25 protein-coding genes are annotated in these 23,869 nt (G+C 59.5%); 12 read left to right on the forward strand and 13 right to left on the reverse strand.

The features are described 5' to 3' along the window. Positions 1-50 precede the first annotated feature (50 nt). The 4 genes from I9182_RS00795 to glmM all read left to right on the forward strand — a co-directional run bounded on the left by I9182_RS00795 (position 51) and on the right by glmM (position 4,817). Positions 51-1,424 (forward strand): multicopper oxidase domain-containing protein, encoded by a 1,374-nt coding sequence (locus tag I9182_RS00795; protein WP_209595873.1) that lies wholly within the window; start codon positions 51-53, stop codon positions 1,422-1,424. 100 nt (positions 1,425-1,524) lie between these two features. Next, positions 1,525-2,445 (forward strand): dihydroneopterin aldolase, encoded by a 921-nt coding sequence (locus tag I9182_RS00800; protein ID WP_209504247.1) that lies wholly within the window; start codon positions 1,525-1,527, stop codon positions 2,443-2,445. Next, positions 2,442-3,440 (forward strand): dihydropteroate synthase, encoded by a 999-nt coding sequence (gene folP, locus I9182_RS00805; protein WP_209595874.1) that lies wholly within the window; start codon positions 2,442-2,444, stop codon positions 3,438-3,440. The genes I9182_RS00800 and folP overlap by 4 nt, the downstream gene beginning before the upstream one ends. Before the next feature lie 33 nt (positions 3,441-3,473). Further along, positions 3,474-4,817: a phosphoglucosamine mutase gene (gene glmM, locus I9182_RS00810; protein WP_209504245.1), complete on the forward strand. Its 1,344-nt coding sequence runs from the start codon at positions 3,474-3,476 to the stop codon at positions 4,815-4,817. Here glmM and I9182_RS00815 read toward each other — a convergent pair. Next, positions 4,814-5,716, reverse strand: coding sequence for a DMT family transporter (locus I9182_RS00815; RefSeq protein WP_209504244.1), 903 nt, complete (start codon positions 5,714-5,716; stop codon positions 4,814-4,816). The two genes, glmM and I9182_RS00815, sit on opposite strands and share 4 nt — an antisense overlap. A gap of 78 nt (positions 5,717-5,794) precedes the next feature. Between I9182_RS00815 and I9182_RS00820 the strand changes: the two genes are divergently transcribed. Continuing rightward, positions 5,795-6,106 carry a metalloregulator ArsR/SmtB family transcription factor gene (locus I9182_RS00820; RefSeq protein WP_209504243.1) on the forward strand — a complete coding sequence of 104 codons (312 nt, stop codon included), beginning with the start codon at positions 5,795-5,797 and terminating at the stop codon, positions 6,104-6,106. After that, positions 6,103-6,552, forward strand: a complete 450-nt coding sequence (locus I9182_RS00825) for an SRPBCC domain-containing protein (protein WP_209595875.1) — start codon at positions 6,103-6,105, stop codon at positions 6,550-6,552. The genes I9182_RS00820 and I9182_RS00825 overlap by 4 nt, the downstream gene beginning before the upstream one ends. Positions 6,553-6,604: 52 nt before the next feature. On the opposite strand, the gene ilvC is transcribed toward I9182_RS00825, so the two are convergent. Continuing rightward, entirely contained in the window at positions 6,605-7,627 is a 1,023-nt protein-coding gene (gene ilvC / locus I9182_RS00830) for a ketol-acid reductoisomerase (protein WP_209504241.1), read from the reverse strand. A 131-nt stretch (positions 7,628-7,758) separates the two neighbouring features. On the opposite strand from ilvC, the gene I9182_RS00835 reads away from it, so the two are divergent. Together I9182_RS00835 and I9182_RS00840 are read left to right on the forward strand one after the other, a co-directional pair. Beyond that, positions 7,759-8,214, forward strand: a complete 456-nt coding sequence (locus tag I9182_RS00835) for an Lrp/AsnC family transcriptional regulator (RefSeq protein WP_209595876.1) — start codon at positions 7,759-7,761, stop codon at positions 8,212-8,214. Further along, positions 8,211-8,669: an Lrp/AsnC family transcriptional regulator gene (locus tag I9182_RS00840; RefSeq protein WP_209504239.1), complete on the forward strand. Its 459-nt coding sequence runs from the start codon at positions 8,211-8,213 to the stop codon at positions 8,667-8,669. Before I9182_RS00835 ends, I9182_RS00840 begins: the two co-directional genes overlap by 4 nt. 6 nt (positions 8,670-8,675) lie before the next feature. On the opposite strand, the gene I9182_RS00845 is transcribed toward I9182_RS00840, so the two are convergent. After that, on the reverse strand, positions 8,676-9,290 hold the full coding sequence (locus tag I9182_RS00845) for a GntR family transcriptional regulator (protein WP_245222453.1): 615 nt from the start codon (positions 9,288-9,290) through the stop codon (positions 8,676-8,678). Positions 9,291-9,607: 317 nt separating this feature from the next. Here I9182_RS00845 and I9182_RS00850 point away from each other — a divergent pair, with 317 nt between their 5' ends. Beyond that, positions 9,608-10,735 (forward strand): aminotransferase class V-fold PLP-dependent enzyme, encoded by a 1,128-nt coding sequence (locus tag I9182_RS00850; protein WP_209595878.1) that lies wholly within the window; start codon positions 9,608-9,610, stop codon positions 10,733-10,735. 12 nt (positions 10,736-10,747) lie between these two features. Here I9182_RS00850 and I9182_RS00855 read toward each other — a convergent pair whose 3' ends face one another. The 3 genes from I9182_RS00855 to I9182_RS00865 form a co-directional block, all read right to left on the reverse strand. Further along, positions 10,748-11,944: a UbiH/UbiF family hydroxylase gene (locus tag I9182_RS00855; protein WP_209595879.1), complete on the reverse strand. Its 1,197-nt coding sequence runs from the start codon at positions 11,942-11,944 to the stop codon at positions 10,748-10,750. 74 nt (positions 11,945-12,018) lie between these two features. Next, the gene (locus I9182_RS00860; protein WP_209504235.1) at positions 12,019-12,267 is read right to left on the reverse strand and encodes a hypothetical protein; all 249 of its coding nucleotides are present in this window, start codon (positions 12,265-12,267) and stop codon (positions 12,019-12,021) included. A gap of 86 nt (positions 12,268-12,353) precedes the next feature. Continuing rightward, positions 12,354-12,998 carry a pyrimidine 5'-nucleotidase gene (locus tag I9182_RS00865; RefSeq protein ID WP_209595882.1) on the reverse strand — a complete coding sequence of 215 codons (645 nt, stop codon included), beginning with the start codon at positions 12,996-12,998 and terminating at the stop codon, positions 12,354-12,356. A 100-nt stretch (positions 12,999-13,098) separates the two neighbouring features. On the opposite strand from I9182_RS00865, the gene I9182_RS00870 reads away from it, so the two are divergent. Further along, positions 13,099-13,746, forward strand: coding sequence for a GntR family transcriptional regulator (locus I9182_RS00870; protein WP_209504233.1), 648 nt, complete (start codon positions 13,099-13,101; stop codon positions 13,744-13,746). A 3-nt stretch (positions 13,747-13,749) separates the two neighbouring features. On the opposite strand, the gene I9182_RS00875 is transcribed toward I9182_RS00870, so the two are convergent. Then, positions 13,750-15,627, reverse strand: coding sequence for a glycosyltransferase (locus I9182_RS00875; RefSeq protein ID WP_209595884.1), 1,878 nt, complete (start codon positions 15,625-15,627; stop codon positions 13,750-13,752). Positions 15,628-15,708: 81 nt separating this feature from the next. Continuing rightward, the gene (carA, locus tag I9182_RS00880) at positions 15,709-16,875 is read right to left on the reverse strand and encodes a glutamine-hydrolyzing carbamoyl-phosphate synthase small subunit (protein ID WP_209595886.1); all 1,167 of its coding nucleotides are present in this window, start codon (positions 16,873-16,875) and stop codon (positions 15,709-15,711) included. A gap of 183 nt (positions 16,876-17,058) precedes the next feature. Here carA and I9182_RS00885 point away from each other — a divergent pair, with 183 nt between their 5' ends. Continuing rightward, a complete protein-coding gene (locus tag I9182_RS00885; protein WP_209504231.1) occupies positions 17,059-17,544 on the forward strand; it encodes a GatB/YqeY domain-containing protein in 486 nt (161 codons plus the stop codon). 21 nt (positions 17,545-17,565) lie between these two features. Here the strand turns inward: I9182_RS00885 and I9182_RS00890 are convergent, their stop codons facing one another. The 4 genes from I9182_RS00890 to I9182_RS00905 form a co-directional block, all read right to left on the reverse strand. Further along, a complete protein-coding gene (locus I9182_RS00890; protein WP_209595887.1) occupies positions 17,566-18,057 on the reverse strand; it encodes a DUF2244 domain-containing protein in 492 nt (163 codons plus the stop codon). Positions 18,058-18,101: 44 nt separating this feature from the next. Next, positions 18,102-18,701 carry a 2-hydroxychromene-2-carboxylate isomerase gene (locus tag I9182_RS00895; RefSeq protein WP_209504229.1) on the reverse strand — a complete coding sequence of 200 codons (600 nt, stop codon included), beginning with the start codon at positions 18,699-18,701 and terminating at the stop codon, positions 18,102-18,104. Positions 18,702-18,822: 121 nt separating this feature from the next. Beyond that, positions 18,823-20,481: a cytochrome c oxidase subunit I gene (gene ctaD, locus I9182_RS00900; protein ID WP_209595889.1), complete on the reverse strand. Its 1,659-nt coding sequence runs from the start codon at positions 20,479-20,481 to the stop codon at positions 18,823-18,825. A gap of 308 nt (positions 20,482-20,789) precedes the next feature. Further along, positions 20,790-21,884, reverse strand: coding sequence for an alpha/beta hydrolase (locus tag I9182_RS00905; RefSeq protein WP_209595891.1), 1,095 nt, complete (start codon positions 21,882-21,884; stop codon positions 20,790-20,792). A 406-nt stretch (positions 21,885-22,290) separates the two neighbouring features. On the opposite strand from I9182_RS00905, the gene I9182_RS00910 reads away from it, so the two are divergent. After that, complete coding sequence (locus tag I9182_RS00910; RefSeq protein ID WP_209595894.1) at positions 22,291-22,704, forward strand: HIT family protein; 414 nt, start codon at positions 22,291-22,293, stop codon at positions 22,702-22,704. 493 nt (positions 22,705-23,197) lie between these two features. Here I9182_RS00910 and lipB read toward each other — a convergent pair whose 3' ends face one another. After that, positions 23,198-23,854, reverse strand: coding sequence for a lipoyl(octanoyl) transferase LipB (gene lipB / locus I9182_RS00915; RefSeq protein WP_209595896.1), 657 nt, complete (start codon positions 23,852-23,854; stop codon positions 23,198-23,200). Positions 23,855-23,869: the final 15 nt, after the last annotated feature.

A 23,869-nucleotide genomic window follows, 5' to 3' on the forward strand; every position in this document is an offset into this window, starting at 1 on the left:
TGCTGGCGTGGGGCAGGTTGCACCCTATATTGCGGGCCAGGAGGCCCGTAATGATTTTGAACCGCAGACACCTTTTGCAAACGGCTGCAGCAGCATTGCTGATGCCGCGTGTGGCCAGCGCGGGTTTTGCACCGCTTAATGCGCGTGTAACCAAACACCCGATCGCGCCTGCAAGTTATCCTGAAACGGCAGTCTGGACATATGGCGGGTCTGTCCCCGGCGTTGAACTGCGTGTCAGGCAGGGCGACCGCATCCAGCGCACCCTGATGAACCAGCTTCCGCAAGCAACGTCGGTCCATTGGCACGGCATTCGCATTGAAAACGCCATGGACGGCGTGCCCGGCCTGACACAGGACGCGGTCGAGACGGGCGCAAGCTTTGATTACTCCTTCGTCGTTCCCGACGCAGGGACCTATTGGTATCATGCGCATAACCAGTCAATGGAACAGGTTGCGCGCGGGCTTTACGGGCCGCTGATCGTCGAAGAAACTGCTGCCCCCGATGTGGATCAGGATCTGGTGCTGATGCTGGACGACTGGCGGCTTGATCCGGAAACCGCCCAGATCACGGATGATTTCGACAATGGCCATGATCTCAGCCACGCTGGCCGACTGGGCAATATCATCACTGTCAACGGATCCCTTGACCCGCGCGTTCAGGCGCGACGGAACGACCGTCTCCGGCTACGCCTGATCAACGCCTCCAACGCGCGGATTTTTGACCTGAATCTCGATGGGTTGTCAGGGTGGATCGTCGCCCTTGACGGTATGCCACTGGAAACGCCGATCCCATTGTCGGGGGCTTTCCCAATCGCCCCTGCACAACGCATCGATCTTGTTGTGGATGTCGTGGCTGGGGGTGATACGGCAAGTCTGGTGAGTGTTGAACGCGACGGTGCCTTTGGCATCGTTCGGTTCGATGTCGACGAACCCCTCGCACCCGCGCCGCGACAAGGCGTGTCAGCGCTGCCGCCCAACCCTTTGCCAGTCATCGAGGATGTCTCATCCGCACCATTGCACCGGATGTCGCTGCAAGGCGGGGCGATGCGCTGGCTGGACAGCGCCCGGATCGGGGACACTGAATTATCAGGCCAGGAACTGGCGCAGTTGGGCCGGTTCTGGGCCCTGAACGGTTATGCGGAACGCCCGACCGACCCGTTTCTGGACGCCCGGACCGGGGGCCTTCACAGGATCGAGTTTGTCAATGAAACAGTCTTTCCACATGCCATGCATTTGCACGGCCACCACTTCCGACTGATCCAGCCGGACGGATCGCTTGGCCCGTGGCGCGACACTGTTTTGGTTGATCGGGGACAAACCCGCCAGATCGCGCTGGTCGCGGATAATCCGGGGGACTGGCTGTTGCATTGCCATATGCTGGGCCATGCCGCTTCGGGTATGATGAGCTGGTTTCGCGTCACCTGACGCCGCATTCGGCGGTTGGAATGGCGTTTGTTTGAATGTTATAGGCGCTTGCAACGCCTATAGTGGGCAAGCCCTGCAACAAGCCGAAAAGGCCGGACCCATGAGTTCTGAAATCCGACTGGCATTTGCGCACCCGTCCGAACGGTCCGAGGCGACCTCGCCCCGAGGGCCGCTGGACCGCATTTCTCTGCGCGACCATATTGTCGAGGTTGAAATCGGTGCGTTTCAGGCCGAGCGGGGAACAACCCAGCGGATCTGTTTCAATATCGTCGTCGAAGTCCGGCCTCTGACCGACCCGATTGACGACGATGTGGATCGCATCCTGTCTTATGACCGGGTGACGGAATCCATTGCCTATGAGCTCGCGGCCGAGCGTCTGAACCTGCTTGAAACCCTGGCCGAGCGTGTGGCCGAACGTATCTTGCATGAACCTCAGGCTGTAAGGGTCTTTGTTCGCATCGAAAAACTGGATCGTGGTCCGGGCGCTCTGGGGGTCGAGATCGTGCGCGGGAAAGACTCGGTTCATCACGACGTGACCGAGGAAGACCGCCCGCATCCCCGTCTGGTCTACCTGTCGAACGACGCCATCGCCTCGGACAATCTGACCGGGTGGATCGACCAGTTGCAGAACCGCCAACGCCCGCTGATCCTGTGTGTGGGGGCGTCAGACCTGGCTGCGCCGCAAACCGGCCACGCAATGACACAGCGCCGGATTGACCTGCTGGCGATCGAGCAAAACGCGTGGGTTCTGGCCGCGCGCGATCACCGCTGCAAGGTGGTTTCAACCCGGACGGAACTGGACTGGGCCATGAAAAACGGCCAGATCTGCGTCTGGGCCCCGTCCAAGATCGTTCTGGACGCGGTGGATGGTCCGTCCGCCGCGCCCTCCGACGCCGTGGCTTTGGCCGCATGGTTTGCCGCGACCTTTGAAGCCAGTGAAATGATGGTTATCGGCGGCGAATTGCCGAAAGCGCCCAAAACCCCCCTGCGGGCTGTGGCCGTGGATCAGGCCCAATTGTGAGCATCTATTTCAGACCGCTGGTTCAGCACGGCCAGACCCGGCCCGCTGGTGCGTATACTCTGGCCGGTCAATCCCTGTGGTTTACCCATGTCGAGGCGCTTGGGCGCGATGCCGCTCCGCAGATCATGGCGGCATCGGGCATTCCCAGTGGGGCGTTGGAGCGCTTGACCGGCCCGCGCGCACCCATCGCCGGGCTGGATATGCAGGCGCCACATATCATGGGCATTCTCAACGCCACGCCTGACAGTTTCTCGGACGGGGGCGTTCACAGCTCGGTCGAGGCCGCCCGCGATGCCGCCGCCCGGATGGTGGCGCATGGGGCCACCATTCTGGATGTCGGCGGGGAATCAACGCGCCCGGGCGCGGATTTCATTCCGGCAGATCAGGAAATTGCCCGCACCCGCCCGGTGATCGAGGCGATTCGCGCTCAAACGGATGCCCTGATTTCAATCGACACCCGCAAAGCCAGCGTCGCCAAAGCGGCGTGTGCGGCGGGCGCGGGGCTGGTCAACGATGTCTCGGGGTTCACGTTCGATCCCGAACTGGCACCGTTCTGCGCCGCCAAGGGCACACCTGTCTGCGTCATGCATATGCAGGGCGATCCGGCCACGATGCAGGAAAACCCCATTTACGACAACGTGTTGCTGGATGTTTACGACTTCCTCGAAACCCAGATCGCTCTGCTGGAAAGCCTGGGGCTTCGGCGCGACCTGATCATCGTCGATCCGGGCATCGGTTTCGGCAAGACCGAGGATCATAACCTGACCTTGCTGCGCAATCTCAGCCTGTTTCACGGGCTTGGTTGCCCGATCCTGCTGGGCGTGTCCCGCAAGGGCTTTATCGGAACGATTGGACGGGAGCCCGACAAGACTGCCCGCGCGCCGGGTTCAATTGCCGTGGCTTTGGCCGGATTGTCCCAGGGCGTGCAGATCATTCGCGTTCACGACGTCGCCGAGACCGCTCAGGCCTTGCGCCTATGGGCCGCTGTCCGGTAATCCGGTCTCACGGAAAATCACGGAGTGACACCAATGCGCAAGCTGTTCGGAACCGACGGGGTGCGGGGCACGGCCAACACGCATCCGATGACGGCGGAAATGGCGTTGCGCATCGGGGCTGCGGTGGGGCGCTATTTCCGACGCGACGCGACCGGTGTGCACCGGGTCGTCATCGGCAAGGACACGCGCCTGTCCGGCTATATGCTGGAAAACGCGCTGACCGCCGGTTTGACGTCGACGGGAATGAATGTGCTGTTGCTGGGGCCGGTCCCCACGCCTGCGGTGGGTTTGATGACCCGGTCGATGCGGGCCGATCTGGGTGTCATGATCTCGGCCAGCCACAACCCGGCAGAGGACAACGGCATCAAGTTCTTTGGCCCCGACGGCTATAAACTGTCCGATCAGGCCGAGATCGACATCGAAAAGCTGATCGACGAAGGTGTCCGGCCTGCTCAGGCCCAGAATATCGGACGGGCGCGTCGTGTTGATGACGCCCGGTTCAGATATGGTGAGCGTGTGAAATCCTCGCTGCCGCGCGATGTGCGTCTGGATGGCCTGAAGGTGGTGATCGACTGTGCTAATGGCGCCGCCCACCGCACCGCGCCCGAGGTTCTTTGGGAACTGGGCGCAGACGTGATCCCGATCGGGATTTCGCCCAACGGGAAGAACATCAACCTCAACTGCGGATCGACCAAGCCGCAACTGGCTGCCGAAACCGTCGTGGCACATGGCGCTGACGTTGGTGTCTGTCTGGACGGCGACGCGGATCGGGTCGTTATCGTCGACGAAACCGGTCAGGTCGCCGATGGCGATCAGCTTATGGCGCTGCTGGCGACGGCCTGGAAAAAATCCGGGCAGTTGAAAGGCAATGCCCTTGTGGCCACCGTGATGTCCAATCTCGGGCTCGAACGGCACCTCTCGTCACACGGTATGCGGCTGGAACGCACAGCCGTCGGCGACCGCTATGTGGTCGAACGTATGCGCGAAGGTGGCTTCAACCTGGGCGGTGAACAATCCGGTCATATCGTGATGAGCGATTATGCCACCACCGGCGATGGCCTGATGGCCGGTCTGCATTTCCTGGCCGAGATGGTTCTGTCCGGTCGCAAAGCCTCGGACTTGTCCAAGCAATTCGAAACTGTGCCGCAGCTGCTGAAGAACGTCCGCTATGCCAGCGGCCAAACTCCGCTTGAAGTTCAAAGCGTTAAAGCCGCCATTGCCGATGCCGAGGCGCGGCTGAACGGGCAGGGCCGGTTGCTGATCCGCAAATCCGGCACCGAACCGCTGATCCGTGTTATGGCCGAATGCGAGGATGACGCGCTGCTGGTACAGGTCGTCGACAGCATCGTGGCCGAGGTCGAAGCCGCCACAGGCTAGTGCCCGAACAGAACCTTGCGCAGGCTGAACCACTGGCTGATGGCCATGCCCGTCAGGATCAGGGCCAGGGCGACGTAGAACCGCAGGGGCAGGGCCTCCGACAGGATCCAGGCCCCGAACACCATCGACCAGATCGGCACCTGATAATTCACCAGTGTCAAAAACACCGATCCGGCGCTGCGGGTGATCGAAACCCGCAGTAAGTTGGCGAATGCTGTGGGGATCAGGCCAAGCACGATCAGGGCCAGCGATGGGCGGTTGCCCTGCCACGTGGGAACACCTTCGATCAGCAGCATGATGGGCACCAGCAGAACAGCGCCGACCAGCAGGGTCAGCGCGGCCAGCGCCAGCGGCTCGACCGGCGGGCAGCGCCGCGTCAGGATCGATGTCGACGCATAACAGAGGGCAGCCGAGACACAGGCCAGCTGCGCCAGCGGCTCGGTTCCTTGACCCAGCTTTGCCAGACCGGGTCCGATCAGGACCAATGCGCCGGAAAACCCAAGGCACACGCCCAGAAACCGACGCAGGTTCAGCGGCTCATCTGAAAAGAAATGTGCCAGCGGCAGCACCATCAGCGGAATTGCAGCCATGGACAGTCCTGCAAAGGCCGAGGGTACATATTGCTGTCCCCAGCTAAGCAGCATGAAAGGCACCGCAGTCGACAACACGCCAATCAGCAGGATTGACGTTGTCAGCGCGGGTGTCAGTACCGGCATGCGGCGACCGGTGATCCGCATCAGGACAAGCAACGTCACCGCCCCCAATGTGGTGCGCGATGTCGCCACGGTAATCGGGCCATAGCCTTCCAAAGCCATCGCGACGACCATGAATGTGCCGCCCCAAATAAGCCCCAGCGTGAAAACGCCGCTCCAGTCCTGCTTCGTGGGTTGTTCAACCATTCCATCCCCTTATCCCGCGTGCGCGCCGGTGTCACGGGCTGATCTTGACTTAACGTTAGTTTGTACTTACCGTAAGCAATGACTTACGAAATGACATTTTCAGCCTTAGGCGATGCAACCCGCAGGCAGGTGTTCGAAGCCGTCGCCAGCCAGCCTCAGGCAGTGGGCGAACTTGCGTCAAAGCTGCCGGTAAGCCGACCGGCCGTCTCGCAACATCTCAAGGTGCTGTCGGATGCCGGGCTGGTGACATGCCACGCGAAAGGGACGCGCCGGATCTATGCGGTGCGCCCCGAGGGGCTGGCAGAGCTGCGCAGATGGCTCGACCGGTACTGGACCGACGTGATGAACAGCTTTGCAGATGAGGTGACCAGAGCGGGAGAGAGGCCATGACAGACCCGATTGTCAAAACAATTGTCGTAAGTGCCTCAGCTGCGCGTGCTTTCGACATCTTCGTCAACCGCATCGGGACATGGTGGCCGCTGGACAGCCACGCGGTTTCCGCATCGCAGGGACAACCGGCAAGGGACGTGGTTATTGAACCCCGGATCGGTGGCGTAGTTTATGAGGTCATGTTCGACGGAACCCGTGCCGACTGGGGTCAGGTGCTGGCGATTGACCCCGGCCGATCCGTGGCATTCACCTGGCATCCGGGCACCAACAAGGGGTCTCCTACGCGCGTCGATGTGCGTTTTGAGGATTGCGGTTCGGGGCAGGCAAAAGTCACCCTGACGCATTCCGGCTGGGATGTCTGGGCAGATGAAGCGCCCAAAAAGCGCGGCGGCTACGATACGGGATGGGATTTCGTACTGGGCGAATGCTTTGCCAATACGGTCTAGAAACGAAAAAGGGCGACCGCTTAGGCCGCCCTTTGACTGACATCCGTCAGGTTTAGTTCTTTTCTTTGTCGACCATCTTGCCGGCCGAGATCCACGGCATCATGCCGCGCAGCTTAGCGCCGGTCTCTTCGATCATATGCTCGTCGTTGGCGCGGCGCGACGCTTTGATGGTCGGCTGGCCAACGGCGTTTTCCAGCATGAAGTCACGGACGAATTTGCCCTGCTGGATGTCGTCCAGAACCGCTTTCATGCGGGCCTTGGTCTCGTCGTATTTCAGGATGCGCGGACCGGTGACATACTGGCCATACTCAGCCGTGTTCGAGATCGAGTAATCCATGTTGGCAATGCCGCCTTCATAGATCAGGTCAACGATCAGCTTCACTTCGTGCAGACACTCGAAATAGGCCATCTCGGGTGCGTAACCGGCCTCGACCAGAGTTTCAAAGCCGCAGCGGATCAGTTCGACCAGTCCACCGCACAGAACGGCCTGTTCGCCGAACAGGTCGGTTTCGCATTCTTCGCGGAAGTTGGTCTCGATGATGCCCGAGCGGCCGCCACCGATGGCCGAGCAGTAGGACAGGCCGATTTCCAGCGCCTTGCCGGTTGCATCGTTGTGAACCGCGACCAGGCAGGGCACGCCGCCGCCTTTGGTGTATTCGCCGCGCACGGTGTGGCCAGGGCCTTTGGGGGCCATCATGATGACGTCAACGCCGTCTTTCGGCTCGATCAGCCCGAAATGGACGTTCAGACCGTGGGCAAACGCGATGGCGGCACCGGGCTTGATGTTGTCATGAACGTATTTCTTGTAGGTTTCGGCCTGCAATTCGTCGGGCATGGTGAACATGATGACGTCGCACCAGGCAGCCGCTTCGGCGATGCCCATCACTTGCAGACCTTCCGCTTCGGCTTTCTTGGCCGAGGGCGAGCCTTCGCGCAGGGCGATGACCAGGTTTTTGGCGCCCGAGTCGCGCAGGTTCAGCGCATGGGCGTGGCCCTGGCTGCCATAGCCCAGGATAGCCACTTTCTTGTCTTTGATCAGGTTGATGTCGCAATCGCGATCGTAATAGACGCGCATTTTGCCGGTCCTTTCTGGTTTGGTTGGGGCGGTTCTACCTGCCGTGCGTCCGATTGGCGATAGGGTTGGGCTTGAGTATTTGCGAAAAAGATGAAGAATAATTCCTGAAAACGGAAAATACTGAAAAAATCATGCTTGACGATATCGACCGGCGCATTTTGCGCCACTTTCAGGCGAACCCCAGCCTGACCACTGCGGAACTGGCCGATCTGTGCCGGATCAGCGCAGGTGTCTGTTGGCGCAGGCTGGAGAAGATGCAGGCGGCCGGGATTATCGAAGGGCAGGAGGCGGTGATCGACTGGGCCGCGGTGGGCTATGCGGTCGAAGTCTCGCTTCGGATCACGCTGGACAAGACACAGGCCCGCGCCTTTGACGAGTTTATGGAAGAGGCCCGCAACGTGGCCGAAGTGATCGAAATCCAGACATTTCTGGGCCGGGTGGATGTCCGCCTGTCGGTGATAGCGCGGGATATGAAGCACTATCAGCAGCTTTATCGGGACCGGATCCTGACCCTGCCGCATATCGCCGATATCGAAGCGCTGATGCATATCGCACGGGTCAAACGGGACGAGGTGTTGCCGGTATGATCGAGTTGGACGAGATTGACCGCCGTCTGCTGCGCGCGTTGCAACAGGACGCCACCCAAAGCGCAGGTGCCCTGGGTCGGAGGTTCAACCTGTCTCAGCCCGCCACCTGGCGGCGTATCCGCAGGTTGGAGGACGCCGGGATCATCAAGGGCCGAAGGCTGCGTCTGAATGCCGAGGCGCTGGGGTTCGGCGTGACCGTGTTTCTGGGGGTCAAGCTGGCGCGCAAGGGCCAGATCAGCCTTGAGGATTTCGAACGCGCCGTCAGCGCCATCCCCGAAGTGCAGACCGTCGAGCATGTTCTGGGGCTGTACGATTACCGCTTGCGTGTTGTGGCGCGGGACCTGTCCGATTTCGAACGCGTGTTGCGGCGCCGGATCATGACGCTGCCCGGCGCAGGCGATGTCGAGGCGAACGTCCTGCTGAGCGAGGAACGGCTGCCCGGTCCGATTGGGTGACGTGCCTTAATATCTGGTGCGGATGTAATATCCGGGATGATGGGTCAGGCGGGCAAACGTGATCGGTTTGTCTTCTTTCCAGGTGGTGCGCTCCATCTGGATCATCGACGCGCCCGCCGTGGTGCCCATGAATTCCGCCAGCCTTGCGTCAGCGGAAATCGCGCAGAACGCAACCTCGGCATCGTTGAACGGAGCGGCATTCAGCAACCACTCATGCGGTCCTTGCTGGGTCAGGTCGGCGTTTTCCACATCGGGGACGGTTTCGATATTGATCCAGCGCTCTTCAAGCTGGAACGGGCGGTTGTCCGCGTAATGCATACAGACGACATGCAGAACCCGCGTCTCGGCGGGGACATCAAGCTGAGAGGACAGCCAGCGGGGGCAGGCCTCGACAGTCCGTTCCACCAGCGCATAGCGATAGACGGCATTCTGGCTTTCGACCATCTGCCGCGCCAGCGAGAATTCCAGCTTGGCGTGTTTGCTGGGCTCTTTCTTGACCCGCGTGCCGCTTTTGCGCTTGCGTTCGATGAAACCCTGATCGGCCAGTTCCCTGAGGGCACGGTTCACCGTCGCGCGGGCGCAATTGAATTCTTCGGCCAGTTGCGTTTCGGTCGGCAGCAAAGATCCCTGAGGCCACACGCGGCTTTCAATACGTCGTTTTACTTCATCTCGAACGGACTGGAAGTTAATACGCTTTTGTATCGTCACAGGAAAAATATCCCTTCAAGTAAAAAGTGTGCGCATCTGTTCAGAAGCAAGCAGAAGTGTAAAGGGGAAGTGACACTGATTGGCGTCATTTTCTCGTGTTCCCAGCGTCATACAGCACCGAACAGGCCGGTTTTGCCTGCATTCCGTGACGTCACTTTTTGTTGGGAAACGGCTTTACTGGCCAAGGGAAACAGACCAAGACTGCACTGACGATATTGAAAGGACGCCATATGCCTGCCTTGCTGAAAAACGTTGACCCGAACGGGCTCGAAGAATTCTCGGTCGTATTCACCGATCGCTCGCTGAACCACATGTCCCAAAAGTTTCAGGGGGTGATGCGCGATATCTCGGCCATGCTGAAAGAGGTGTACAAGGCAGACGGGGTGGCCGTCATTCCGGGCGGCGGCACCTATGCGATGGAGGCGGTCGCCCGGCAATTCGCGCGCGGGGCGGATGTTCTTGTGGTTCGGAACGGGTGGTTTTCATACCGCTGGAGCCAGATCATCGAAAGCGGTGCCCTGACCAGCTCAACCACCGTGATGAAGGCGCGCGAGACTGGAAATTCCAGCCCGTCCCCCTTTGCGCCCGCACCGATTGACGAGGTCGTCGCAACGATTCGCGAACAGAAACCCGGCGTTGTGTTCGCTCCCCATGTTGAAACGGCGGCGGGTGTCATTCTGCCGGATGACTATGTGACCGCCCTGGCCAGCGCGGCGCATGAGGTGGGTGCATTGATGGTGCTGGATTGCATCGCATCCGGGTGTGCCTGGGTGGATATGAAAGCCACCGGTGTCGACGTCTTGATCTCGGCACCGCAAAAGGGCTGGAGCGCATCGCCTTGCGCCGGTCTGGTCATGCTGTCCGAACGGGGCGAGGCGCGTCTGGAACAGACAAGCTCGGACAGTTTCGCCATCGACCTGAAGAAGTGGCGCCAGATCATGCAGGCCTATGAAAATGGCGGTCACGCCTATCACGCCACGATGCCCACCGATGCGCTGCTGGCCTTCCGCGATACCATGGCAGAAACCAGGGGATACGGGTTCGAAAAGCTGCGCAAGGCGCAATGGGCACTGGGCGACGGCGTGCGGGCGATGTTGAAGGACTATGGCATTGTCTCGGTGGCGGCTGACGGTTTCGGCGCACCCGGCGTTGTGGTCAGCTACACCTCGGACCCCGAAATCCAGAACGGCAAGAAATTTGCCGCTCTGGGGATGCAGATCGCGGCCGGGGTGCCGCTGCAATGTGATGAACCCGAAGGCTTCAGCACCTTCCGTCTGGGCCTGTTCGGATTGGACAAGCTTTATGATGTGGACGCCACCATCGCGCGCCTGAAGCGTGTGCTGGATCAGGTTCTGTAAACGGGTCGGGCCTTAGCGAACGCCAAGGCCCATCTGCATCAACGTCTTGCGTACAGGCGGCAGGGAATACAGCGCGCTCAGCCCCATTGCGCGCGCATCCCGCAGCGGGCGCGCCTCGATCATCGAGGCGCGGTTCAGCAAATCGATCCCCTTGACCCGCATCTCGATCTCGGTGTGGCGCGCCTTGTGATAGGCGTCCAGCATCTGCGCGTCGCCCAGACCTTCGGGCCGGGACTGCGCCAGATCCAGCAGGCAGCGCAGATCGCCCAATGACATGTTCAGCCCTTGCGCGCCAATGGGGGGCACCACATGCGCGGCTTCGGCCATCAGGGCAATACGCTCACCCGCCAACCGTTCCGCGGACTGGCTGATGATCGGCCAGATGGTCCGGCGCGATGCCAGCTTCAAGGGGCCAAACAGGCCACAGGACCGTTCCGTCATCGCAGCCTCAAATGCTTCGGCATCAAGGGTTAAAAGGTCAACGGCCTTCGGGCCGCGCTCCATCCAGACGATGGCGGACGAGGGCTGCCCCTGCCAATCTGGCAGCGGAACCAATGTGAACGGCCCGCCAGATCTGTGTATCTCGGTCGAGACATTCTCGTGCGGAATAGGATGCGTCACCGCAAACGCCAGCGCTTTCTGCCCATACCGTGTTGTATGCACATTGATACCGGCGGCCTCGCGCATGGGTGAGTTGCGCCCATCTGCGGCCAGCACCAGCTTGCAGCGGATGCGGCTGCCGTCGCTCAGGCCAACGCGGGCTTCGGCAGTGCGGGTGAACAGGCTGACGGTCCCGGTGCCGGGGCGGAAATCGACATTCGGCAGCTCTGCCAGCCGTGCGACCATCTCCCGGCGCAACAGCCAGTTGGGCAGGTTCCAGCCAAACGGTTGCTCGGAAATGTCGGCTGCGTTGAAATCGCGTATGACGCGGGGTTCGGGCACGTCTCCCCCGGCATCGACAATACGCATGATCTGCAAGGGGGCCGCATGGGCATCCAGCCGCGCCCACAGGCCGCATTGCTCCAGCAGGCCGCGCGCAGGTTGCAGAAAGGCGGTGGTGCGCAGGTCAGACCCGTCCACATCCCGTTCGGTGATCGGTGGCGCGGGATCTACACACACCACGTCAAACCCGGCGGTTCCAAACGCCGCCGCTGCGGTCAGACCGGCGATTCCACCGCCGGAAATCAGGATGTCACAACTGTCAGTCATGGCGCCTCTCATCATCTCGGGCAGACCCTAGTTCGGTTCCACCCCCTGCGCCAAGTGACATCCTGTCCCGTATCTCAGCCGCGTGAGATCAGGATCAGGACAAGGAACATCACCGGCACCATCATCAGGGCAGGGATGTAAAGGCCGGGAAGGCCGAATACCATGGCGGAACAGCCCCACATGCTGAGGACCGCGCCGACGGTATAATACAGGTCCTCCGCCTTGGCGTTGGCGGCGTCGCGGGCCAGCCACCCGAAAACCGGAATTGCAAAGAATAGGCGCTGCCAAACCGGCAGGCGTCCGGGCATCTCGATCGCGCTCATGGGGCTCTCCGTTCTGTTCGTCGCTCCAGCGCATATAGGGCTGCGCATTCGGGTGCAGAACGTGCGGATCGTCGCAGTGTGACAGGCTACCGCAGGCGGGCCAGAAACGCGGTCAGATCGTCCGTGTGATGGTGGATGTGATCGGCCTCATGCGGGTCCGGGGCGACGTGAACCGTGCGCATGCCCATCTCATGCGGGGCGGCCAGATTACGCGGGTCATCCTCGAACATGGCGGCCTTGTCAGCCTGAATGCCATCCTGTGCAAAGATGGCTTCAAAGGCGGCTTTCTCGGGCTTTGGCCGATACCCGGCATGTTCGACGCCATAGATTGCATCAAACAGCCCCGAAAGCCCGCGCGCCTGCAAAACCCGCTCGGCGTAGGGCGCGCTGCCATTGGTGTAGACAATGCGCCGTCCGGGCAGGGCGCGAATGTGATCGGCCAGCGCTGCATCCGGGTCCATATGGCTCATGTCCACCTGATGCACCGCGTGCAGATAAGGCTCGGGGTCCAGATCATGTTCGGCCATTAGCCCGGCCAGCGTGGTGCCGTATTGGCGCCAGTACTGCCCGCGCAGCCTGTTGGCCTCGGCCCGGTCCACGCCGATGGCCTGCACCACGTAATCCGTCATCAGAACTTCGATCTGATCGAACAGCTGCATATGCGGCGGATAGAGGGTGTTATCCAGATCGAACACCCATTGCGTGACATGACTGAAGGACGGTTTGACCATGGTTTGGGTTTAGGGCGCGGGCGGGGTGTTTTCAATGCCGTACTTGATTGCCGCCCCCAGAGACGGATAGACATGTCCGAACGAGGAGACAGAATACCCCATGAGCCAGACCCGATCCCCCACCAAGGATGCCTATAGCCTGATACTCGAAGCCATTGATGTCGGCGTCTACAAGCCCGGCGATCGTCTGGTTGAAAGCGAGCTGGCAGAACGGTTCGGAGTGTCGCGCACCCCGATCCGCGAAGCGCTGCAACGTCTGGAAACCCAGTCTCTGCTGGAACGGGACGGGCGGTCGCTGATCGTGGCGTCGCTGGACCACAACCAGATGGCCGAGCTTTATATCGTGCGCCGCGAACTGGAAGGGCTCGCCGCGCGGCTGGCCGCCAAACACGCCACCGAAGAAGAGATCAGGGTTCTTCACGACATGGTCCTCGAAGATGACAAGCTGGTGGGTGATCCGATGGCGCTGTCACGTGCCAATCGGCGCTTTCACGAACAGATCCATCTGGCCTCGCACAACCGCTACCTTGTCCAGCAGCTTGATCTGGTGCACCGGACTATGGCCTTGATGGCGACCACGTCGCTGGCCGTGCAGGGGCGCGGAGAAATTGCCCAGAGCGAACATAAAGGCATCGTCGAAGCCATTGCCGCGCGCGATGAAGAGGCGGCGGGGCGGGCGCTCAAGGACCATATCTCGATCGCATTCATGACGCGCCTGAAGCAGGACGCAAGCCGCCGCGACAAGTGATTGTCAGGCCAGCGGCTCGTCTTCGCTGGCCTGTCCGTGCTGGGTCTTGTCCCAGAAAAACGGGTTGGTCGCCAATTCCCACAGCGCCTTGTAACCGGCAATCACGCCCAGCGGGAAATATAGAAACATCGTCGGAACCCAAGGCAAAAGAAACCGCCGCTCGCGTGCGGATACGGCGATCAGACCAACACCGATACTCAGCCCCTCTGCCATCAAAAACAGCCCGATCAGCGCGGTAGAGGTTGAATGCGGCACGATATTATCCATCGGATTGGCCAGCCCCAGGCTTGACAGCCAGAATACCCAGAGAACGGGCGCCAGCAGAAATTGCCCCAACGTGCCCAGAAAGAACGCCTGAAGGCCCAGAAATCTGGCACCTCCAAGGTCACGCCACAGCTTTTGCGGGCTGCGCATATGCACCAGATACGTGACCATGAACCCCTTGAGCCAGCGCGAGCGCTGTTTGACCCAGGGCCAGGCCCGGAAATTCGCCTCTTCATATGTTGTGGTATCCACCATTTCGGTCCGGTACCCGGCCCGGTACAGCCTTACGCCCAGATCAGCATCCTCGGTGACGTTATGGGCATCCCAGCCGCCCAGTTCCAACAGCTTGTCGCGACGGAAAAAGAACGTGGTGCCCCCAAGTGGCACCACCAGCCCCATGCGGGCGATCCCCGGCAGGATCACGCGGAACCAGCTGTTGTATTCGATGGTAAAGCAGCGTGACCGCCAGTTGGTGCGCGGGTTGTAGTAATCCAGAACCCCTTGCAGGCACACCACATCCGGCGCGGCCTGGGTGAAATGCGCCACCACGCGCTCGATCTGATCCGGTTGTGGGGCGTCCTCGGCATCCCAGACGCCGACGAAGTCGCCCCGGCAGAAATCCAGCGCGTAATTCATGGCGCGCGGCTTGGTGGTCAACCCGTTCAGCTCGGGCACCTCGACGATGCGAATCCAGCTGGGCAGGCTCACCTGCGCAAGGGCATTGCGCGTCACGTCATCCTTTTCCTCAAGCACAAGGATGACATCCAGCAACGCCTTGGGATAGGTCAGCCGCTGTAGTCTCTGTACCAGAGCGTTCGCGATCTCGCGCTCCTTGTACAATGGCACCATGATCGATACGCAGGGTTGCCGCAATGTGATGGCAGCTTCGGTGTGGTCCGGCTGCGTTCTCAGGCGATGCCAAAGGTAAGCCAGCGTGCCAGCCATCCGAAAGGCTGCAAAAAGCGCCAGAGTTCCCACAGCCATGCCCAGCACCGCCAGCAGGCCAAACGCCGGGAACATGGCAAACAGCCCCAGCACACACAACAGGGCCACCGAAGGTCCCACGCGTGACCTAAGGGTCCAGTTGCGGCAGCTTTGTGCGGGATCAACCCGGGTTTCCGCCGATCTGGCCAAAGACCCCGAGAATTGCCGCGCAATTGTGCGGTCGATCTGATCGGATGCCGCCAGCACCGGGATCACGGCATATTCGCATTCGCGCATTTCGGCGGTCACGGTTGCGAACCGGTCGGGCCGGGCGGTGGCCACCAGAACAAGGGGGCCAATCCGCATCCAAGGGATGACATTGTGTTTCAGCCAGAAGTCGACCGGCATCAACCCGCTCAGTTCCGGCATCGGCGGGATCTGTTCAAGATCGGCAATCTGCCAGCCGGATTGCGCGGACAGAGCGCTCAACACGTCCTGCCGGGTGGCATAGCCTTCGCCGACCAATATCTCTCCCAGCGGTGCGTTCTGTCTGGTTTGCTGGCTCAGCGCATGGTCCAACTGGGATCGGGTGATGGCCCCGATTTCCAGCAGGCAGGTGCCCAGCGGCTTCCGATGCCCGTGCGCGGGGATCGGTGCGGCGGACGTGAAATCCAGAAGATCAAGCTCAGCCATAACAAAACCCTGGCGCAGTTACCTGCGCTCAGGGTTGTTCGATCAGGGTTAACACCCGGTTAACACTGCACAGACAAGCAGTTATGCCTGAATTTTCTTCTTTTCCATGGCCTCGGCGAAGCGCTCGAACAAATAGAAACTGTCCTGCGGTCCGGGCGATGCCTCGGGGTGGTATTGCACCGAATAAACCGGCCTATCCGCCATGCGGATACCGCAGTTCGAACCGTCAAACAGCGACCGGTGGGTTTCCACGACGCCATCCGGCAGGGATTGCGCATCGACAGCAAAACCGTGGTTCATCGATGTGATCTCGACTTTGCCGGTGTCCAGATCCTTGACCGGGTGGTTCGCGCCATGGTGGCCATGGTTCATCTTGACCGTCTGACCACCCAGCGCCAGCGCCAGCATCTGGTGTCCAAGGCAGATGCCGAACACAGGCAGGTCTGTCGTCTCCAGAATCTCTTTGATCATCGGTACGGCGTATTCGCCTGTTGCTGCCGGATCGCCAGGACCGTTCGACAGGAAAACACCGTCGGGCTGATGTGCCAGCACTTCGGCTGCGGTCGCGGTTGCGGGCAGAACGGTCACATCACATCCGGCGGATGCGAGGCAGCGCAGGATGTTGCGCTTGGCGCCATAGTCAACGGCAACAACCTTGTGGGCAGGGGCCTTCTGGCGCTGGTACCCATCCGGCCAGGCCCACCGCATCTCGTCCCAGCGATAGCTTTGGGCGCAGGTGACCTCCTTGGCCAGGTCCATGCCCTCCAGCCCGGCAAAACCGCGCGCGGCGGCGACCAGCGCCTCGATGTCGAAATTTCCCTCGGGATCATGGGCCAGCGCCACATGCGGCGCACCTTGCTGGCGGATGGCCCGGGTCAGGCGGCGGGTATCAACGCCACCGATGGCGATGCGCCCCCGACGCGCCAGCCAGCCCTTGAGCTCCTCGGCCGAGCGCCAGTTCGATGGCTCGGTCGGATCCCATTTCACAACCATGCCAGCGGCGACCGGATCACCGGTTTCGTCATCCTCGGGGTTCACGCCGACATTGCCGATATGAGGGAAGGTGAAGGTTACGATCTGCCCGGCATAAGACGGGTCGGTCATGATCTCCTGATATCCGGTCATCGCCGTGTTAAAGCACAGCTCGGCCACGGTTTGCCCGATCGCGCCGAAGCCTGCGCCGTAAAACAGGGTTCCATCGGCCAAAGCCAGACATGCGGTGGGCTTGGACGGGGCATTTGGGGCCATGGCGCGACTCTCCTGTAGGGTAAATCGGCGCATACCTAAGGGGGTTGGGCGTCTGGGTCAAGTCTGTTCAATTTTTAGGCTGTTGTTGTTTTTCAATGGGTTAGATGGATCGACCCCCGGTTGTATCAGGCTTTTTGTTTCTATATGGTCGGGGTTCCGTTGTCATGGGGATGGACAAACCAAATGGACATGCGATCACGGGTGAATGCCGCCCTGAAGCAAGCAATGAAAGACAAAGCAGCCGAGCGTCTGTCGACACTGCGGTTGATCAACGCCGCCATCAAAGACCGCGACATCGCGGCACGTGCGTCCAGCAATGAAGAAGCAAAGGGATGCAGCGACGCAGAGGTTCTTGAAATCCTTGGGAAAATGACCAAGCAGCGCAAGGAAAGCGCCCGCGCCTACGAAGAGGGCGGTCGCCTGGATCTGGCCGAACGCGAGATTCGCGAAGTCGAGGTGATCGAGGAATTTCTGCCCAAACAGCTGGATGACGATGAGGTCAGCAAGGCCATTCAAACCGCCATCACGGCAACCGGCGCGGGTTCGATCCGCGATATGGGCAAGGTGATGGGCGAGTTGAAAACGCGCTATACCGGCCAGATGGATTTCGGCAAGGTCGGTCCTATGGTCAAGGATCACCTGTGCGCAGCCTCAAACGGCGATTGCTGAGGCACTGGGCCTCGGAAAACATTACTGCGCGACCGGCTCGCGCAGTCTTAGGACCAGCTCGTCATAAAGCATGATCCGCTCATCTTCGGACAGAAACGCCCCGATTTCGACCTCGCGCCCGTCTCCGACAAGGGTGACATAATGCGGAACCGGGCCGCCTTTCTCATGCATCGCCGGCCGCGCCCAATAACGGTTGCAAGACCATTCGTGCTGCTCTTTGCCGGGGGTGTGGTGCACCAGCCGCGCATGTGTGCCCGACAGGGTCAGTACCTCGAACACACTGCGGGCGCGGTAGTTGGTCTTGATGGCCAGCCACAGCCCCAGCACAGTGATCAGCAGAAACGGCAGCAACCCCCACAGGATCACGGAACCAAGCGTGGCCAGCAGCGGGATCAGGCCAAACAGGAACACCGACAGGATCGTGATCATCGCGCCCCGCGGCGGCAGCGAGTTATGCGGCCAAAGCCGCAGTTCCTGTTCGGTTTCCGAGGTCTGATTCCACGTATAGGGCATACCGCGAACATAGCGCAGCGCCGCCTCATGTCGACGGGTTTTGATCAGACGACGTGGCCGACCCGAGACCAGGACAGGGCGTCATCCAGACGATCGTCACCCCAGAACACCTCCTGCCGGACAACAAAGCTGGGGGCGCCGAAAACACCCAGTTTGACGGCGGTTTCGGTTTCCGCCTCAAGGGCCGCGACGATGTCGTCGCCTTGTGCGCGTGCCAGGGTCAGTCGGGGGTCTTGCTGACACCGCAACAGCGCCTCGGACAGCGCACTTTCGCGACCAGCTTCCACCCCTTCCTCGAACCAGATGCGATAGAGCGTTTGGGTGAACGTCACGCCCCAGCCATCCATCATTCCAAGCAACGCAACCTGATTGGCCAGCGGCAGATTGGAAATCGGATAGGGCGCAGGCAGGTTGGCGTGGATGTGGTACTTGGCACAGCGGCGTTCGATATCGCGCCACATGTAAGCCGATTTCACAGGCTTTCCGGCAAAAGGGATATTCTGCTGGGCCGACATCACCGTGCGCACGTTGAACGGGCGCCAGTTCACCGTGGCGTCATGCTGGGCGCACCATTCCTCCAGACGCATCACGGTCAGGAAGCTGTACGTGCTGCCAATGGAATACCAAAAGTCGATCTCGGGCATTGCCGACCCTCCGACTGTTCCGTCCGCACATCATAGCCGATTTCGTCGCACTTGGCGAACGCAGGGTGAGGGCAAAGAAAAACCCCGCCACCAGGGCGGGGTTTCTTGGATCAGGTCGGGATCAGTGCGCGTGGCCCTTGTCCCAGTCTTCCTGCTTGGGCAGCTGCTCGAACGTGTGTTCGGGCGGCGGGGTGGGCAGGGTCCATTCCAGCGTATCCGCATACTCGTTCCAGTAGTTGGGCCGGGTCTCGCGTGCGCCACGTAGCAGGGCGTAGATCACGATGCCGAAGAACAGCAGGAACGAGGCGAACGAGATGAACGCGCCAATCGACGAAACATAGTTCCACTGCGCGAACGCTTCGGGATAGTCGATGTAGCGGCGCGGCATCCCCTGACGACCCAGGAAGTGCTGCGGGAAGAAGGTCAGGTTGGCGCCGATGAAGAACAGCCAGAAGTGAACCTTGCCCCAGAACTCGGAATACTGACGCCCTGTCATCTTGCTGAAGTAGAAGTACACACCAGCGAAGATCGCAAACACGGCACCCAAGCTCATCACATAGTGGAAATGTGCCACCACATAGTAGGTGTCGTGATAGGCGCGGTCCACGCCAGCCTGCGACAGCACCACACCGGTCACACCGCCAACGGTGAACAGGAACAGGAAGCCAAAGGCAAACAGCATCGGTGTCTTGAACTCGATGGAACCGCCCCACATGGTCGCGATCCACGAGAAGACCTTAACACCTGTCGGAACCGCGATGACCATCGTGGCCAGCATGAAATAGGCCTGCTGACGCAGCGACATGCCAACGGTGTACATGTGGTGCGCCCACACGACAAAGCCCAGCACACCGATTGCGATAATCGCCCAGACCATCGGCAGATAGCCAAAGATCGGCTTGCGCGAGAAGGTCGCGATGACATGGCTGATGATGCCGAAACCGGGCAGGATCACGATATACACTTCCGGGTGGCCAAAGAACCACAGGATGTGCTGATACAGGATCGGATCGCCGCCACCGGCTGGATCAAAGAAGGTAAAGCCAAAGTTGCGGTCCATCAGCAACATGGTGATCGCGCCCGCCAGAACCGGCAGCGACAGCAGAATCAGCCACGAGGTGACGAAGATCGACCAGCTGAACAGCGGCACCTTGAACAGGGTCATGCCGGGGGCACGCATGTTCAGGAAGGTGGTGATCATGTTGATCGCGCCGAGGATCGAGGAGGCGCCCGATACGTGCACGGCAAAGATCGCAAGGTCCATGGACATGCCGCCCTCGGTCGTGGACAGCGGCGGGTACAGAACCCAGCCCACGCCCGAACCCATCTGATCGTTACCACCCGGGCTCAGCAGCGAGGCCACACCCAGCGAGGTACCGGCAACATAAAGCCAGAAGGACAGGTTGTTCATCCGCGGGAACGCCATATCCGGCGCGCCGATCTGCAACGGCATGAAATAGTTGCCAAATCCGCCGAACAGGGCAGGGATGACAACGAAGAACATCATCAGAACACCGTGATAGGTGATCATCACGTTCCACAGATGCCCGTTGGGTGTACACGGGTCGGCCATGAAGCCTTCCAGGCACATGTACTGAACACCGGGGTGCATCAGTTCAAGCCGCATGTAAACGGTCATCAGAACCGAGATCAGACCGGCCAGAGCCGAAACGATCAGGTACAGAATCCCGATGTCCTTGTGGTTGGTCGACATGAACCAGCGCTGGAAAAAGCTGCGCTGGTCTTCATGGTCGTGACCATGAATGGCTGCGTCTGCCATTATAGGTGCCTCCTGTTGCAACTACACCGCGCAGCCGGACCTCTCCAACGCGCGGGATTCCTGCTGGTTTTAGAATGCGTAGGGGCGACCTTCAATGGCCGAGTTTGATCTGGATCAAGATAAATGGCCGCACCCCCCTTGAAAACGAACGATCAGGAGGCCGGGATCTGAGCGTTTCGGGGGGGTGGTGATACAGCGGATCCGGTACCTGTCATCATGCCGCCTGCCGTCGGCCCACTCCGCAGGATCGAGGACAGGGAAGGGGGTGTTGAGCCCAAAGCGGCGGTTCATTCTTGGCGCTCAAACGCTTAGTCACCAGCCGTAACCACACGTACAGGCAGGTCTCCTATTAGCTGCTCCAAAACGGTCTGCCGGCGCGAGCCATAACCAGGGGCTTCGTTTAACCCGCGTCCGATCTCCTGCACTATTTCCGGCGATCCCGCAAATTTTGAATGACTGCCTGTCCTCGAATTCTGGATTCGCGACAGGTCGATCGCAGTAACACCAAGCGCGCTGAGTTCTTCTGCGTCTGCAGCCCCCACGCGCGGGACGCCGCCCGCAATCCGGCGTGACACGCGTAAAGCGGAGTCATCCTTAGACAGCAGTATGAAGAACCGATCGAATGTATTGCCTATTTCTCTCATCTGAGATCGAAATAAATCCACATCTATGTCAGGCGAAGCCAGTACCACGTTTTGCAGGCGACCCATTCTATTGAATTGACCTTTCTGAGCGGCGTCAACAATCGCTTCCATCGTCAAAAACCCTCCCATCGAATGGGCAAAAACATGATACTTTGTCGCGGTGGATTGCGTGAGTATCTCCGCTGCATCGATCAAAAGAGGCCGCGCAACAAGGGCGCTGTTGAGATCGTAAACATATCTGGAAAGCCGACCTCCCGAAGCCCAGGTAAAAAGTACCGGCACCCCTTTAAAGCCGCTGTCTTGGACGAATTGTCCCACCTGCAAAATGGCGTCGCTGGTTGTCATGTTATACCCGTGCACAAATAAGAGCACTTCACGCTCCGCGGGGGCGCGAGATCGCAGTTCCGTGTTCAGCGATGACAGAAATGCAGTTTTGGAGCGGTATATTGCGGGATCGATGATCGCGAATTCCGTTCGCGGGTCAGGTGGAAGAGATTTGGGCCTTTCCAAAGCCCCAGCTACATGCGTTGGTGGAACTGATACCTCGACTGAGGCCAAACCCAATTCATCTGCTCGGAGCTCGGAAAATAAAGCACCGACGACTTCCGAATCTTCGCGAGTTGTTGCGATAAATAATTTGTGTTTGGTGGCTTCGATCACTGAACTCGTCGGAATTGTGGGATTATCGATGCCCACAATTTCTGGAGCGCGAACGCACGCGAAAACGCTCAAAAGCAGGATAGGCAGCAAAAGTTTCATAATTGACACAAGATATTCCGAACGTGCTTAGCGGATGTAAACCACCTTCACCAAGACTTGTCTAATATCAGATGATTTTTGGGGCTACTGGCAATAGCGGGTTTGTCCGCACAGTGCACCTTCGACTTGAGCTTGATGAAGTATTCAAAAATTTAACCAGTTTTCGTCCGATTAAGAATTGCGAAACCCGTACTCTGCAACGCAACCAGACATCACCTGTCGGGAACGTGCCGCATCTGTCTCTGATGATGTGATCTCATGCCAAATCCAAGTGTACAAAACGAACAACGGCCTCTGAAAACCCGGTACAATTTGTACATTTCACCCTTCAATCCCCCGGCTTGACCCGGCGGGGCGGCTGGACCACAACTCGGTCGAAAGCCCCTCAAGGAACGGATGGCCAACCATGGATTATGATCCCGACAACATCTTCGCCAAAATTCTGCGCGGCGAGATACCTTCGTCAAAAGTTTACGAAGACGCCGAAACATTGGCCTTCATGGACATCATGCCGCGCGCTGATGGGCATTTGCTGGTGATCCCCAAAACACCCTGCCGCAATGTGCTGGATGCCACGCCCGACCAACTGGCGGCGGTCATGAACACCGTTCAAAAGATGGCCCGTGCAGTGATGAAGGCCTTCGACGCGGACGGTGTAACCATTCAGCAATTCAACGAAACCGCAGGCGGGCAGGAGGTTTTTCACCTGCATTTTCACGTCCTGCCGCGCCATGACGGCGTGTCGATGCGCCCACCTGGTAAAATGGGTGATTTCGACCTGATCGCACAACATGCTGAAACGATAAAAAAGTATTCATAATCAATAGCTTTGTGGGTGTTTATTAAGTTCCAGGCCGGACAATAGCCCACATTCACCCGCTCATGCCGTTGCAGCCGGAAATAAGAATACCCGAAAGACCGCCTCGGGACAGGTGAAGTGTCTCAACGGCTTGACAACGCAGAAATCGCCTGCTCCGAGCCAATACGGCTTGAGCACGGGTTTCAGCGTGAAGGGGGAAATGAATTGCCGTTCCGATTTGGGGTCGGAACGGCAGACTCGTAACCAAACACTTCTCGGATTTCGAGGGCGAGCCCTTGATCACCGGTTTAACATACCACTCACTCTTGATTGGCAGTTTCATATTACTCGTTAACAACACCGATGTATCCTAGAGAATTAAGAATTGCCTAAAGAATAACGTAAAACTGAATAGTTCTTGGTAAATTGCAACGTGTTTCGGAAACAGAGCCTTCCACACATGCATATTGTTGTAACCAAGCACAGCTGAAGCTGATTCTCTGACGAAATAGAATCAGAGATCAGAGGCACCAAAAACGTCCGAGAAGGTTTTTTTCAGGGCCGCATCAAGATCATCCATAGTGACCGGAAGCCCCAGATCCACCAACGAAGTCACGCCATATTCGCTGATCCCGCAGGGCACGATGCCCGAGAAATGCTCCAGATCCGGTTCGACATTGATCGAAATGCCGTGAAAGCTGACCCACTTTCGCAAACGCAGACCAATTGCCGCGATCTTGTCCTCTGCCGGTTTGCCAGCCACCGTCAGCGGTTTGTCGTCGCGTCGCACCCAGACACCAACGCGTCCGTCGCGTATTTCGCCGTGTACGTTGAATTCAGCCAGCGCCGATATCACCCAGTTTTCCAGCTGCTTCACAAATTGGCGCACGTCGCGCCCGCGCTTGTTCAGGTCCAGCATGACATAGGCCACACGCTGACCGGGCCCGTGATAGGTGTACTCGCCGCCCCGTTTGCTTGCATAAACCGGAAAACGGTCAGGATCGGTCAGGTCTTCGATCTTTGCCGACGTGCCTGCTGTATAAAGCGGCGGGTGTTCCAGCAACCAGATGCACTCCTCCGCGTCGCCGCGCGCAATCCCGGCGACGCGCGCCTCCATAAAGGCGGTGGCGTCGTCATAACTGGTCAGACCATCGGTGATTTTCCATTCCATGGCGGCCTCATATCC

Source organism: Ruegeria sp. HKCCSP351 (genome assembly GCF_017872535.1).
In the GTDB taxonomy this organism is placed as follows: Bacteria; Pseudomonadota; Alphaproteobacteria; order Rhodobacterales; family Rhodobacteraceae; genus Ruegeria.